Below are 13,306 nucleotides of genomic sequence, written 5' to 3' on the forward strand. Positions count from 1 at the left end.
ACCAGAGGGTGGCGACCATCCCGCACGTCATCCCCGCCACAGCGGACCGCTCAGCCCCCGCCCTCCCCGTCCCAGCGGGCCCTGCGCATGTCCACGCGATCGCTCGCGGGGCGCATGGGCGTGCCCTCCGCCGCGTAGTGGGACAGGGCGCGGACCTCGTTGCAGGAGGGCGGTCTGCCGTCCGCGCGCACCACGCGCCACCAGGCCACCGCACCGCCCCAGGAGGACATGACCGAGCCGACCTGGCGGGGTCCTCCCCTGCCGACGTACTCGGCGATGTCGCCGTAGGCCATCACCCGTCCCGGCGGGATCCGCTCGACCACCGCCAGGACCTCCTCGGCGTAGTCGTCCGGCCCGCCCTCCGCGTCCTCGAACACAGGCGGCAGCCTACCGGGGACCGCCGACACGGCGGGGCCCGCCGCGGAGGCGGCCCCGGCGTGCGCGCGGTGTCCGGTCAGGCGGTGACCTGGTCGCCGTGCGCGCCCCAGGCGAGTTCGGGGTCGCGCCTGCGGGCCTGGCGCGCCTTGACGAGGCCGAACGCCCCCAGCAGCGCCACGACGGCGCCGAGGATCCACGCCGTCCAGGCGGCGGCGGTGAGGTCGGTGAAGCCCAGCAGCCACGGCATCACGAAGACCAGGACGCCGATCGCGAGGACGCCCGCCTCGCTCGACAGCGCCCCCGGCCGGGTGATGGAGACCACCGAGGCCACGATGACGCCCAGTCCGAGGACGAACATCGCTCCCCCGCCGAAGCCGTACATCCCGTGCCAGATCCAGCTCAGTCCCAGGGCCAGGCCGGCGAGGATCGCCACCCAGTCCGCCCAGCGTCCCCTGCGTCCCATGGAGCCACCTCCCGAGGAGCGGGCCGCCGTCGGCCGACGGCCCCTGTCCGGACCCCTACCCATCCGGCGGGCTGAGCAGGCACGACGGCGGAACGCGGGGCGGGTCGGGGGCCGGGGCGCGAACGCGGCGGGGCGGCGCCGGAAGTCGCCTCCCGGCACCGCCCCGTCCCCCGTCGGGCCCGTCCGTCAGTACTCGGGCAGGCTCGGGTCGACCTGGTTGATCCAGGCCAGGACGCCGCCGCCCACGTGGACGGCGTCGGAGAACCCGGCCGCGTGCACCGCGGCCAGCGCCTCGGCGGAGCGGACGCCCGACTTGCAGTGCAGGACGATGCGCCGGTCCTGCGGCAGCCGCTCCAGGGCCTTGCCGTTGAGGAACTCGCCCTTGGGGATGAGCGTGGCGCCCGGGATGCTGACGATCTCGTACTCGTTCTTCTCCCGGACGTCCACGAGGAAGATCTCCTCGGGCTTGTTGTCCAGCAGGTCCTTGAGCTCGCCCGCGGTGATCGTGGAACCGGCGGCGGCCTCGGTGGCCTCCTCCGACACGGCGCCGCAGAACGCCTCGTAGTCGATGAGCTCGGTGACCGGCTCGGTGTCGGGGTCCTTGCGGACCTTGACCTCGCGCCAGGTCATCTCCAGGGCGTCGAAGATGAGCAGGCGGCCCACCAGCGGCTCACCGATGCCGGTGATCAGCTTGATGGCCTCGTTCACCATGACCGAGCCGATGGAGGCGCACAGCACGCCCAGGACGCCGCCCTCGGCGCAGGAGGGCACCATGCCGGGCGGCGGGGGCTCGGGGTACAGGTCGCGGTACTGCGGCCCGTACTCGTTCCAGAAGACGCTGACCTGGCCGTCGAAGCGGTAGATCGAACCCCACACGTACGGCTTGTCGAGGATGACGCAGGCGTCGTTGACCAGGTACCGGGTCGCGAAGTTGTCGGTGCCGTCCAGGACCAGGTCGTAGTCGGCGAAGATCTCCAGCGCGTTGTCCGAGTCCAGGCGCTCCTGGTGCAGGATGACGCGGACGCCCGGGTTGATCTCCTTGACGCTGTCCCGGGCGGACTCGGCCTTGGGGCGGCCGACGTCGCTCTGTCCGTGGATGACCTGGCGCTGGAGGTTGGACTCGTCGACGACGTCGAAGTCGATGATGCCGAGCGTGCCCACGCCCGCGGCGGCCAGGTAGAGCAGCGCCGGGGAGCCCAGGCCGCCCGCGCCGACGACCAGGACCTTGGCGTTCTTCAGGCGCTTCTGCCCGTCCATACCCACGTCGGGGATGATCAGGTGACGCGAGTAACGGCGCACCTCGTCCACGGTCAGCTCGTCAGCTGGTTCCACCAGCGGCGGCAGCGACACGGTGACTCCTCATGTCTGTTCGGGTTGCTTCGCACCGCCCGTACCGCGGGGGCCACCGGGCGAGGGGGCGGGGAGGCGAAGCGTGCTTGCACTCATACCCAACCTAACGGGTGGGGTATTGCATTCCCGTCACCGGGAGGCGTGGAGCACACCCTTCGCGGGTCCGTCCCCGCCCGTCACAACCAACGCGGCGTGCGAGTTCATCCCGGGGGCCGCGCGTACCGGCCCGGGCGGCGGGTAGTGGTCGGGCGTACGCACGGCGACGACGTTGGGGAGGACCCCGTGGCACAGGAGAACCGTTCCGTGGGACGCCGCCCGGCCGCCGGAGGGGACCCCGCGGCCGAGGTGCCCGAGGCCGACGCGGTCGAGCAGCGCGCGTCCGCCGGGGCCGACGAGGGCGGGGACGGGTGGGAGGACCCGCCGCAGGAGAGCTTCGAGCACGCCGCCGAGGCCGACGTGGTCGAACAGGCCCGCGAGGCGGGCCCGGACGACGAGGAGCGGCGCTGACGGGGGCTCCCCCGCCCGGAAGCGCGTCCTTTTTCCTCCGCTTCCTCCCGGCCGCCGATCGCGGCCCTGACCACGTGTTCGGCCGGTGCCCCACCGTGCCCGCCCGGGACCCCGGCCGGCTTCCCCCTGCTCACGGGGAACCTACGCCGGAGTAGGATGAGGGGGACCGCTGTGGAGCGCGCCACTGGCCGCGCTCCGCGAGCACTAGCCACGCAGATGTCCGGTTATGGCGTGCATCTGCCATGCCGAGTTCGGAGGGTCGGTGTGACAGCTCCTTCAGACTCCCGCGCCCGGGGAACCCGTCTGCCCCGGGTCAGGCGCCGCCGCCAGCTCCTGGCGGCGGCCCAGGAGGTCTTCGTCGCGCGCGGGTACCACGCGGCGGCGATGGACGAGATCGCCGACCGCGCCGGAGTCAGCAAACCGGTCCTCTACCAGCACTTCCCGGGGAAGCTGGAGCTGTACCTGGCCCTGCTGGAGGAACACTCCGAGGTGCTGGTCGACAAGCAGCGCGAGGCCCTGGAGAGCACGGACGACAACCGCCAGCGCGTCATCGCGAGCTTTCGCGCCTACTTCGACTTCGTCGCGGGCGACGGCGAGGCCTTCCGCCTGGTCTTCGAGTCCGACCTGCGCAACCTCCCGGCCGTGCGGGCCAAGACCGAGGAGACCTTCCAGCGCTGCGCCGAGGCCATCGGCGAGGTGATCCGCCAGGACACCAGCATCTCCGACGAGGAGGCGCACCTGCTGAGCATCGGTCTGGTCGGCATGGCCGAGACCAGCGCCCGGTACTGGCTCAACAGCCGCGGCTCCGTGCCCAAGGACGCGGCCGAGCAGCTGGTGGCCCGCCTGGCCTGGCGCGGGATCAGCGGCTGGGACCTCCAGCGCGGCTCCGGCGAACAGGGCTAGGGGCAATGCCGTTTAGTTAAGGCTGAGCGAGCGCTGTCAAGAGCCTGGTGGAACCAGGACATCAATGCTGATGGTGGCCTTGTAGCTAGTTCGGTCCACCACACCTTTCGCGTTGTACTTGGAGATCGCGCGTTTGACCACACGGGGTCGCACCCGCACACGCCGACCCGGCAGCAGATCGGCCAACACCCGGCGACCGATAACGCCCACCAGATCGATGACCGCGCCCGAGACCACGCCCGCGGCCTGCACGACCAGGTCGCGGGCGGTGTTCACCGCGATAGCGAAGCTGACCCGATCTGGGTCCACACCCGCCCGAGCAGCGGCCGCATCGGCCATGCACAGGCGCACGACCTGGTAGGTGACCAACAACGCGTACACCTCCTGAGCCACCCCTTGCGGGGTCCGCGCCCGCAGCACGCGACCGCCCAGCAGGGTGGACTTGATCTCCAGGTAGGCGGTCTCGATCTCCCACCTTTGGTGGTAGAGCGCGATCAGTTCAGTAGCGGGGTGGGTGCGGTGGTCGGTCAAGGTGGTGACCAGCCGGTAGCCGCTCCTGCGCAGGCCAGCGGTGGTGGCGACACTGATCTCGCAGTCGATGACGCGCACCTGCACAGCGCCCAGACACGACAAGGAGGAACCATCGTCCAGACGGCCCAGGACGGGCAGTCGACGGCCCTGTTTGACGCGTACCAGGGTGTGCGCTCCGGTCCGGGCGATGGCCTGGACCAGAGCCTGGGAGGCGAAAGCGCGGTCGGCCAGCACGATCATGCCCGCTCCCATACTGCGCACCAGCGTGGGAGCGTAGGTGCTCTCGCCCTGGGCAGTGGGTCCGAAAACGGCGTCGATGAGCGTGCGGGTGCCGCAGCACACCAGGGTGAGCAGCCGCAGGGCGGGGTGGCTGGAACCGCCGTTGTGCGAGCCGTGCTTGGTGTAGCGGGACAGGTTCGCGGGGCTGTCGGCCAGGGCCATGGTGGTGCCATCGATCGCGCATACTCGCAGGCCGTGCCACCACACTCCGGGGGTCGCGATGCCCGGGGCGGGGCCGCGCAGCAGGTCGAACAGCCACTGGAGTGGGGCGGTGCCCACCCGTGTGCGGGCCTGGGCCAGCGCGCTGCTGGTCGGGCAGGCCACCGGTAGTCCTTGGAGTCCGGCGGTCAGGCGCTGCCATACCTGTGACCAGCCCAGGTCGGGGAACAGGGCTGCGGCCAGGAGGAGGTAGACGACCACGCGGGAGGGGAGGTCACGGACTCGTTGTTGTGTTCGATGGGTCTGAGCGAGGGCTTCGTCGACCATGTCGAAGGGCACGGTCTGGGTCAGTTCGCCGAGGTGGCCGGGAGCGAAGGCTCCCGCGGCGACCACGACCGGGCGGGAGATGGCACACTGGGTGTCCAACGGAGCTCCTGTTGAACGGTGATCTTGGTCGACACGGTTCTAGCAGGAGCTCCGTCCTGTTTTCAGGTGGTTTGACGTACCAGCGTCTCGCTTAACTAAACGGCATTGGGGCTAGGGGCGCGGCCGCACCCGCCGCCCGAAGGGCGAGGGCACCCGTGCGCGCACGGGGGCCCTCGCCCTTCCCTGTGCCCCCGGAAAAGCGCCCCGGCACACGGAAAAGGGATTTCTTCCCACCGCCGCGCAAGGAATGTCCCAAAAAAAGGTAATCACCTCCGCTTGCGTGGGACAAGCGATTCAATTGCCGCCCGCCGGGTATCGCCGGAATGAGAAGTAACGCACTTCTCTTCGCCGTATCCGCCCGGTCCTTCGCTTCGAAGCCCCGGCGGAGCAAGCGATTTGGGGGTGAAGACGTTATGGACATGGGTCAGGGCCTGTCGACGGCCTGGCAGGCGGTGGCGAGTTTCGTGCCTCTGCTGATCGGCTTCCTGGTGATCCTGGTCCTGGGATGGATCATCGCCTGGCTGGTGGGCAAGGCGGTCGCCAAGGGTCTGCACGGCGTCGGACTGGACCGCGCCCTGCACCGCGGGGGTGTGGGCGAGTACTTCGAGCGCAGCCGGTGGAGCGCCAGCGAGCTGTGCGGAAAGATCATCTACTACGTCGGGCTGCTGTTCGTGTTCACGCTCGCGTTCAGCGTCTTCGGACCGAACCCGATCAGCACGCTGCTCAACGACGTCATCGCCTGGATCCCGCGCGGCATCGTCGCGCTGGTGATCGTGGTGGTGGCCGCGATGATCGCCAAGGCGGTCCGCGACATCGTCTCCGGCGCGCTGGGCGGCCTCTCCTACGGCCGCTTCCTGGCCAACGCCGCGGGCGTGTTCATCCTGGCCCTCGGCGTCATCGCGGCGCTGAACCAGATGGGCGTGGCGGTGACCGTCACCGTGCCGGTGCTGATCGCGGTCCTGGCCACGATCGGCGGCATCCTCGTCGTCGGCGTGGGCGGCGGCATGATCGAGCCGATGCGCTCGCGCTGGTCCCGCTGGCTGGACGTGGCCGAGCGCGAGACCAACCGCATGAGCGAGGAGGGCAGCTACCGGGCCGGTCGCGAGGCGGCCCTGGGCCGTCCCGCGGCCGCCGAGCGCACGGAGCCGCGCGAGGGCGCGACCTCCCAGAGCGCGCGGCGCGGCACGGGCGGCGAGCCGCCCGCTCCGTAGCCGGGGCGCGCACACGCGACGAGGGCGGGGCCGTGCGGCCCCGCCCTCGCCGTGTGCCGTCAGGATCGCTCGGCGGGCCGGTGCGAACGGCCCGCGAGGCGCCTCCTAGAGGAATTCGGAGTCGCGCAGTTCCAGGCGGGAGAGGTGCTCGATCCGCCGGAAGGTCAGTACGACGGAGGCGATGATCGGGAGGAAGGCCAGCCAGAAAGCGGCGTTCCCGGGCCCGGTGAAGACCATCGACACCAGCGCGACGACGAAGATCAGTGCGAAAAGCGCGAAGTCGACGCGGTCCTGTTGGATCAGGACGCCGACCGGTGGGCGCGCCGCCCCATGCCGACCGCTCCTCATTCGCCTTCCTTTCTCGCGGCTCTGCGGGCCGCTCCGCCAGTTACGGCGCCTGTGGTCCGTTTTCCGGACCGACATAACACCGTCAGTCCCAGGTTGCATTCCGCAGGGCCCTGGTTCCGCCGCGGTGCGCCGGGCCGTCGTCGGCCGCTGTGGAGTCACCGGTACTTTTCAGCGTACGCCCGATGACGGGTTTCCACCGGAGAACGGGCAGGGGCGGGGGCCACGAGGAGCTCGGGTTGTGGACCACACCGTTCTGCGGACGCCACCAAACCTAGCGGACGAAACCGCGCTCCTTGGCCAGTCGGCAGATCGCGAGGATGCGCAGTGTCTCCCAGTCGTACTCGACCGCCTCGGAGTCCCAGCCCCGTTCGAGGCAGCCGTCGAGGAACCCGTGCAGGTAGGTGCCCAGGGTGCGGGCGTTGAGCACGCCGCCGGAGGAGGTGATGCCTTCGCACACCTGTGCGGCGTGCTGGTCCAGCTCAGCGCACATCCAGGGCTCGATCGGGGCGCCGAGGGGGCCGATCCGGTGGAAGTCACGGGTGAGTCCGGCCAGCGGATGGCGCACGGAGGTCCCACTGGGCATGGAAGTACCTACTCGCGTGGTCAGGAGACGGAAACTTCACTGATTTTACGGCCAGTGCCCAACGAATCGTCACGAAAGTGTTGGATATTACCCGCGCTTGACCAAGGTCGCACAGGTTCCGGTCAAGGACGGGCAAGGAATCGGGCCGCCGCGACGGCGGGTCAGGCGGTCAGCCCCATGGCCTTGAGGCGGTCGGAGTGGCGGTCGGTGAGCGAGGCGAACATCCGGCTGACCGCGGCGAGGTCGCCGAGCCCCGTGCCGTCCGCGGCGTGTCCGCCGTCCCCCGCCAGGAGCGCGGCGAGCCGGGGGCGCGAGACCGCCACCGCCTGCGCCTGGCTGAGCGCCTCGCCGACCAGGCGGCGAGCCCACAGGGACAGGCGCCCGACCAGCTTGGGGTCCTCCTCCACGGCCGCGCGCACCGTCGCGGAGACGAACTCGGCCCGGTCGGTCTCGGCCAGCACGCCCTCGACCAGGGTGCGCGTGTCCTCGTCGGCCAGTTCGGCGACCTTGCGGTAGAAGTCCCCCGCGATGCCCTCGCCGACGTAGGTCTTGACCAGGCTCTCCAGCCAGCTCTGCGGCTCGGTCCTGTCGTGCCAGGCGTCCAGCGGCTCCACGAAGGGCTCCATGGCCTCCTCGGGCACGACGCCCAGCTCCTCCAGCCGGTCGCGCAGCGACTGGTAGTGCGCCTGCTCGGTGGCGGCGAGGGCGGCCAGCTGACCCTTGGAGCGCAGCGACGGGGCCAGGCCCGCGTCGTCGGCGAGGCGGAAGAAGGAGCCGAGCTCCGCGTAGGCGAGCAGGCCGAGCAGGTCGATCACGCCGGGCTCGGCGGAGGGGCCGTGGGTCATGCCCGTCAGGGTATCGCCAGGCCGCCCGGGCGCCGAACCGGGGACTAAACGGACCGAAGGCACGGTTGTACACGCCGGGAGCGGGTACGGTCCAAGCCGTCCACAGCCCGGTGAACTGGTATGTCCACCTGGCGAGTCACCAGCTAGACTCTGCGTGATGACCGGTGTGTGCGCCCGACGCGGACATCTCCCTCACACACGCGGGATCTCCCACGTACCGGCGCCGCGGAGGCGGCGCCCGCACAGGCGCGGACCCCACCGACGGTGGCCCGGACCGCGCGAGGAACAACGAAGAACCACGGATGCACCCCGTCCCGAGCGGGGAGGGTCCCGATCCGCGGCCGGACAACCCCTGCGCCGCACGGGTCCTCACGGCAGCGCCACCGCACCGTTCCGCCACAGGAACGACCGGTGAGCCGCGCCCCCCGCGGCGGCCAGGAGCCGTCCGCGACCGCATCCCGCCGCGGCCACGCCAACGTTGCGGCCCGCCAAGATGGAGGCTTGAGCCCTGAGCAGCACAGCAGAGACCACCAAACCCAAGACGACCTTCCGCGACCTCGGTGTGAACACCGAGTTCGCGGACGCCCTGGAGGCCGAGGGGATCGTCGAGCCCTTCCTCATCCAGGAACTCGCCCTGCCGATCGCGCTGGGCGGCAGCGACATCATCGGCCAGGCCCGTACCGGCACCGGTAAGACCCTGGCCTTCGGCCTGCCCCTGCTCCAGCGGGCGCAGAAGGACCCCGGAACGTCCAAGAGGCCGCGCGCCCTGGTCGTGGTCCCCACCCGCGAGCTGGCCATCCAGGTCGCCGCGGACCTGACCACCGCCAGCAAGCGCAGCGGGACCCGCATCCTGACCGTCTACGGCGGCCGTTCCTACGAGCCGCAGGTCAACGGGCTCAAGGAGGGCACCGACGTCGTCGTCGGCACCCCGGGCCGCCTGCTGGACCTGGAGAAGCAGAAGCACCTGCGCCTGGACGGGGTGTTCGCGGTGGTGCTGGACGAGGCCGACAAGATGCTCGACCTGGGCTTCCTGCCCGACATCGAGCGCATCCTCACCAAGACCCCGGACGAGCGCCAGACCATGCTCTTCTCGGCCACCATGCCGAGCGAGATCGTCTCCCTGTCGCGCAAGTACCTGCACCGTCCCACGCACGTGCGCGCGAGCGACGACGACGAGATCGACGGGTCGGCCATCACGGGGCAGATCACGCAGCACGCGTTCCGCACCCACCAGATGGACAAGATCGAGATGCTCGCCCGCCTGCTCCAGGCCAGCGACCACGGCCAGAGCATGGTGTTCTGCCAGACCAAGCGGGCCTGCGACCGGGTGGCGGGCGACCTGGAGGCGCGCGGGTTCGCCGTCGCGGCCGTCCACGGCGACCTGGGACAGAGCCAGCGCGAGCGGGCCCTGCGGGCCTTCCGCAACGGCAAGATCAACATCCTGGTCGCCACCGACGTGGCCGCCCGGGGACTGGACGTGGACGACGTCACGCACGTGGTCAACTACGAGACCCCCGAGGACGAGAAGACCTACACGCACCGCATCGGCCGCACCGGCCGGGCCGGGCGCAGCGGCACCGCCGTCACCTTCGTGGACTGGCAGGAGATGCCGCGCTGGAAGCTGATCAACGGCGCCCTCGGCCTGCCCTTCCACGAGCCGGAGGAGACCTACTCCAATTCGCCGCACTTCTTCGAGGCGCTGCGGATCCCGGCCGGGACCAAGGGCAAGCTGGCCGAGGACCGGCGCGACGATCACGCGGGCCTGGAGGCCGAGGAGATCGAGGACATCGGCGACACCGGCGTGGCGCGCGGCGAGCGCGGCGGCCGGCGGGGCCGGGGCCGCGTCGAGGGCGCGCGCTCGGGGGGCGGACGCGGTGAGAGCGGACGCGGTGAGAGCGACCGTGACGAGGGCGGGCGCGGTCGCGGCCGCAACCGTTCGCGTCGGCGCACCCGCGGCGGCCAGGGCACGGCCGGGTCCGAGACCGCCTCGGGCGGCAGGGCCGAGAGCGCACCCGCGGTCCAGGAGGCGCCGCGCGAGGGCGCGGCCCCCTCCGACGAGGGCGCGCGCAGGGTACGGCGCCGCCGCCGCACCCGCGGCGCGGTCCGCAGGGACCCCGAGAACACCTGACCCCTTCCGGCGCCCGCACGTGGCGGGCGCCGCGGCCGTGCGCCCCGCGACCCGTTCGCGGGGCCCTGGGACCGACGTACGCGCCGGTCCCGGCCGTCGGCCACGGCCCGGGTTATCTCTGCCCGGGCCGGCGATCGTCTAGGGTGACCCGACGTGAGTACACCTCAGTTCATCGACCTGCCACCGGGCGTGCGACGCGCCGATCTGAACCTGTCGTACGGTCCGGTGGCCGCCCTGCGGGCGCTGCCCACCTCCGGCGGCCCCGAACTGGCCCCCGCTGTCCTGGTGCACGGTTTCACCGGCAGCAAGGAGGACTTCATCGCCCTCCTCCAGAGCCTGGCCCAGGCCGGGCGGGAGGTGGTCGCGATCGACCTGCCCGGCACCTACGAGTCACCGGGCCCCGAATCCCTCTCCCCTCCCCCGGGCGTGCGCAGACCGGACTACGGCCTGCCCTCCCTGGGCGCGGTGGTCGCCGAGGTCATGGACCAGATCGGCGACGGCGGCCCCGTCCACCTGCTGGGCCACTCCTTCGGCGGGCTGGTCTCCCGCGAGGCCGCGCTGGTGGAGATGGCTCCGCTGGCCTCGCTCACCCTCCTGTGCTCGGGCCCCGGCGCCCTGAGCGGCCCGGGCGCGAACACCGCGAGCGCCCTCGTCGCCGCCGTGTCCATCAACCCCACCGCCGAGCGGCTCCGCGAGCTGTGGGAGGAGCAGTTCGACTCCGTGGCGCGGGCCCGCAGCCCCCGGTCCGAGATCCGCGACTTCCTGCGCGAGCGGCTGCTCAGGAGCAGCGCCGTGGGCCTGATGCACATGGCCGAGGAGCTGGTGTCCGCGCCGGACCGCGTGGACGAGGTGGCCGGGGTGGAGGCCCCCAAGCTGGTCCTGTACGGCGAGAACGACGACGCCTGGCCGCTGGAGGAGCAGGACCGGATGGCCGAGCGGCTGGGCGCCAAGCGCCTCGTGGTGCCCGGCGCCGGTCACTCCCCCAACGTGGAGGCGCCCGAGACCGTCGCGAGCGCGCTGACCGCGTTCTGGAACGAGGCGGAGTCGGTGGGCCGCCGCTGACCCCGTCCCGCGCGGCGACGGCCGCCGCCCCGTCCGGGCGACGGGGCGGCGGCCGTGCGGGGGCGGGGCCCCGGAAGGTCCGTGCTCAGACCCAGGAGTCGAAGTTCTTGCCCTCGGCCGCCGCGGTGGTGGCGGGGCCGCGGTCGGGCAGGATGCGCGTGTCCGGGGGCAGGGACAGCAGCGCCTCGCCGATGGAGGCGAGCTGCGTGGTGTAGTCGATGTAGGTGTTGCCGACCATGCCGGGCTCGCCCTTGCGCAGGGTGTCGCCGCCGAAGACGACACCGCGCTCGCTGACGTAGTAGCCGACGGTGCCGGGGGAGGTGCCGGGCAGGGCCAGGACGTCGATGTGCAGCTTGCCGATGTCGAGGGCGCCCTGGCCCTCCACCTCGATCTCGGGGCGGTGCTCGGCGCCGTGGTGGCGGCGCCAGGCGCGCATCTCACGGGGGTGCAGCGCGATGGGGGCCTCGGACTCCTCGGCGACCTTGATGGCCGACTCGATGTGGGGGCTGTAGGCGTTGGTGCAGGCCACCAGGTAGACCTCGCGCTCACCGACGGCCGCCAGGATCGCCTCGGCGTCGTGGCCGGGGTCGATGACGACGACGCCCTCGTCGTCGGCGTCGATGATCCAGGTGTTGCTGACGACCGGGTACTCCTCGCCGTCGAACTCGAAGGTCCCGGCGGTGCGCACGCGCGTGATGCCGTCCTCGTCGGGACCGGTCACCCCGGCTTCCTCGCCCTCGTCGGCGAAGACGTCGGCCTTCACCGGCGCCTCGTCCTCCTCGTCCTTGTCGGACTCCTCGTCCGCGTCGGAGTCCTCGGACCCGTCCGTCTCCCCGGCCTCCACCTTCTCGTCGGCGGCGGAGCCCCCGGCGTCCTCGTCCTTCTCCGCCTCGGCGAGCTCCCCGGCGTCGGCCGCGGGCTCCGCGGCGCCGTCGTCAGCGGCCTCCGCGGCGGCCTCGGCGGTCCCGGCCGGGTCCTTGGCCCCGTCCTCCGCGGCCGCGTCCCCGCTGGCGGCGGTGGTCTCCTCGCGCTCCGCCGCGGCCTCCGCAGCGGAATCGGTGGCCTCCTGGCCCTCCTGCTTCTTCGACTTCCGATTCCAGAACACGGCTCAGACCTCTCGACTTCGTCCGGGTATGGGTGGTTGCGCTGCGACCATTGTCGCGCTCCCGCACAGTGGTCGGTACCGTACCGGACGCCGGTACGACGACACGCGGTTCACCCGCGCAGAAGGGGGACCCCCGTCGCGGGCGCCACCAGCCGTTCGAACGCCTCCGGGTCGGTGGTCCTGCACCCCAGGCGGCGGCCGGTCAGGCTTCCGTGGTCGTCGCTGGACCCGGTGACCAGCACGCCCAGCTCCTCGGCCACGCCCCGCCAGTGGCGGGCCTGGTGCCGGTTGTGCGAGGGGTGGTCGGCCTCGATCGCCCCCAGGCCCGCCCCGGCCATGCGCTCCACGAGTTCGAGGGGGACCGCGCCGTTGAGGGCGCCCTCCGCCCGTCCCGGGTGCGCCAGCGAGCAGACCCCGCCCGCCGCCCGGACCAGCTCCACCGCGCGGACCGGGTCGATCGCGTACCGCGAGACGTAGGCCGGGCCGCCGGAGCCGATCCAGCGGTCGAAGGCGTCCTGCACGTCCTTGGCCGCGCCCGCCTCCACGATCGCGCGGGCCAGGTGCGGGCGGCCGATCGTGTTGGCGTCGGCGTACTCGTCGCGGCCGGCGCCCGCGATCTCCAGCACCCGCTCCCAGGTGACGTCGACCCCGTTCTCGTGGAGCTTGCGGACCATCTCCTCGGCACGGGAGGCACGGTCGGAGCGGACCCGGCGCAGTTCACCGTCGAGCGCGGGGTCGTCGGGGTCGAACAGGTAGCACACCAGGTGGACGCTGGACCCCGCGTGGGCGCAGGAGAGCTCCATCCCGGGGACCAGGGTGAATCCGGGGGGCAGGTGCTGGGCCGCCTCCCCGATGCCGCCGACCGTGTCGTGGTCGGTGAGGGCGAGCACGTCGAGACCCGCGGCGACCGCGTGCTCGACGACTTCGGCGGGTGTGTCGGTTCCGTCGGAGACCGAGCTGTGGGCGTGCAGGTCGATACGTGTCACCGGGCGATTGTACGTAGGGCGCGGTCCGGCGCGCTCGGCCGG

The 13,306-nt window shown here is 72.0% G+C and carries 14 protein-coding genes; 5 read left to right on the forward strand and 9 right to left on the reverse strand.

The annotated features are described in order from the left end of the window. Positions 1-50 precede the first annotated feature (50 nt). From EV372_RS05365 to moeZ, 3 genes are all read right to left on the reverse strand, one after another. Entirely contained in the window at positions 51-377 is a 327-nt protein-coding gene (locus EV372_RS05365) for an MGMT family protein (protein WP_013154827.1), read from the reverse strand. Between the two features lie 77 nt (positions 378-454). Beyond that, positions 455-841 carry an SPW repeat protein gene (locus EV372_RS05370; protein ID WP_013154828.1) on the reverse strand — a complete coding sequence of 129 codons (387 nt, stop codon included), beginning with the start codon at positions 839-841 and terminating at the stop codon, positions 455-457. A 186-nt stretch (positions 842-1,027) separates the two neighbouring features. Next, positions 1,028-2,191, reverse strand: coding sequence for an adenylyltransferase/sulfurtransferase MoeZ (gene moeZ / locus EV372_RS05375; RefSeq protein ID WP_094804702.1), 1,164 nt, complete (start codon positions 2,189-2,191; stop codon positions 1,028-1,030). Positions 2,192-2,473: 282 nt separating this feature from the next. Between moeZ and EV372_RS05380 the strand changes: the two genes are divergently transcribed. Together EV372_RS05380 and EV372_RS05385 are read left to right on the forward strand one after the other, a co-directional pair. Beyond that, the gene (locus tag EV372_RS05380) at positions 2,474-2,698 is read left to right on the forward strand and encodes a hypothetical protein (protein ID WP_013154830.1); all 225 of its coding nucleotides are present in this window, start codon (positions 2,474-2,476) and stop codon (positions 2,696-2,698) included. A 264-nt stretch (positions 2,699-2,962) separates the two neighbouring features. Next, a complete protein-coding gene (locus EV372_RS05385) occupies positions 2,963-3,601 on the forward strand; it encodes a TetR/AcrR family transcriptional regulator (protein ID WP_013154831.1) in 639 nt (212 codons plus the stop codon). Positions 3,602-3,637: 36 nt separating this feature from the next. Here the strand turns inward: EV372_RS05385 and EV372_RS05390 are convergent, their stop codons facing one another. Continuing rightward, positions 3,638-4,996 (reverse strand): IS4 family transposase, encoded by a 1,359-nt coding sequence (locus EV372_RS05390; RefSeq protein WP_197044362.1) that lies wholly within the window; start codon positions 4,994-4,996, stop codon positions 3,638-3,640. Positions 4,997-5,409: 413 nt separating this feature from the next. Between EV372_RS05390 and EV372_RS05395 the strand changes: the two genes are divergently transcribed. Continuing rightward, positions 5,410-6,207 carry a mechanosensitive ion channel family protein gene (locus EV372_RS05395; protein ID WP_130395098.1) on the forward strand — a complete coding sequence of 266 codons (798 nt, stop codon included), beginning with the start codon at positions 5,410-5,412 and terminating at the stop codon, positions 6,205-6,207. Between the two features lie 105 nt (positions 6,208-6,312). Here the strand turns inward: EV372_RS05395 and EV372_RS05400 are convergent, their stop codons facing one another. The 3 genes from EV372_RS05400 to EV372_RS05410 form a co-directional block, all read right to left on the reverse strand. Further along, entirely contained in the window at positions 6,313-6,555 is a 243-nt protein-coding gene (locus EV372_RS05400; protein ID WP_013154833.1) for a hypothetical protein, read from the reverse strand. A 271-nt stretch (positions 6,556-6,826) separates the two neighbouring features. Further along, positions 6,827-7,138 carry a DUF6401 family natural product biosynthesis protein gene (locus EV372_RS05405; protein ID WP_013154834.1) on the reverse strand — a complete coding sequence of 104 codons (312 nt, stop codon included), beginning with the start codon at positions 7,136-7,138 and terminating at the stop codon, positions 6,827-6,829. 161 nt (positions 7,139-7,299) lie between these two features. After that, a complete protein-coding gene (locus EV372_RS05410) occupies positions 7,300-7,983 on the reverse strand; it encodes a ferritin-like fold-containing protein (RefSeq protein WP_019608167.1) in 684 nt (227 codons plus the stop codon). Positions 7,984-8,545: 562 nt separating this feature from the next. Here EV372_RS05410 and EV372_RS05420 point away from each other — a divergent pair. Both EV372_RS05420 and EV372_RS05425 read left to right on the forward strand, forming a co-directional pair. Beyond that, positions 8,546-10,111: a DEAD/DEAH box helicase gene (locus tag EV372_RS05420; RefSeq protein ID WP_130395100.1), complete on the forward strand. Its 1,566-nt coding sequence runs from the start codon at positions 8,546-8,548 to the stop codon at positions 10,109-10,111. Between the two features lie 189 nt (positions 10,112-10,300). Continuing rightward, positions 10,301-11,173, forward strand: coding sequence for an alpha/beta fold hydrolase (locus tag EV372_RS05425; protein ID WP_130398768.1), 873 nt, complete (start codon positions 10,301-10,303; stop codon positions 11,171-11,173). Positions 11,174-11,258: 85 nt separating this feature from the next. Here the strand turns inward: EV372_RS05425 and EV372_RS05430 are convergent, their stop codons facing one another. Both EV372_RS05430 and EV372_RS05435 read right to left on the reverse strand, forming a co-directional pair. Next, positions 11,259-12,278 carry an MBL fold metallo-hydrolase gene (locus EV372_RS05430; protein WP_130395101.1) on the reverse strand — a complete coding sequence of 340 codons (1,020 nt, stop codon included), beginning with the start codon at positions 12,276-12,278 and terminating at the stop codon, positions 11,259-11,261. 110 nt (positions 12,279-12,388) lie between these two features. Beyond that, on the reverse strand, positions 12,389-13,264 hold the full coding sequence (locus EV372_RS05435; protein ID WP_130395102.1) for a PHP domain-containing protein: 876 nt from the start codon (positions 13,262-13,264) through the stop codon (positions 12,389-12,391). Positions 13,265-13,306: the final 42 nt, after the last annotated feature.

It is taken from the genome of Nocardiopsis sp. CNZ308 (assembly GCF_004217075.1).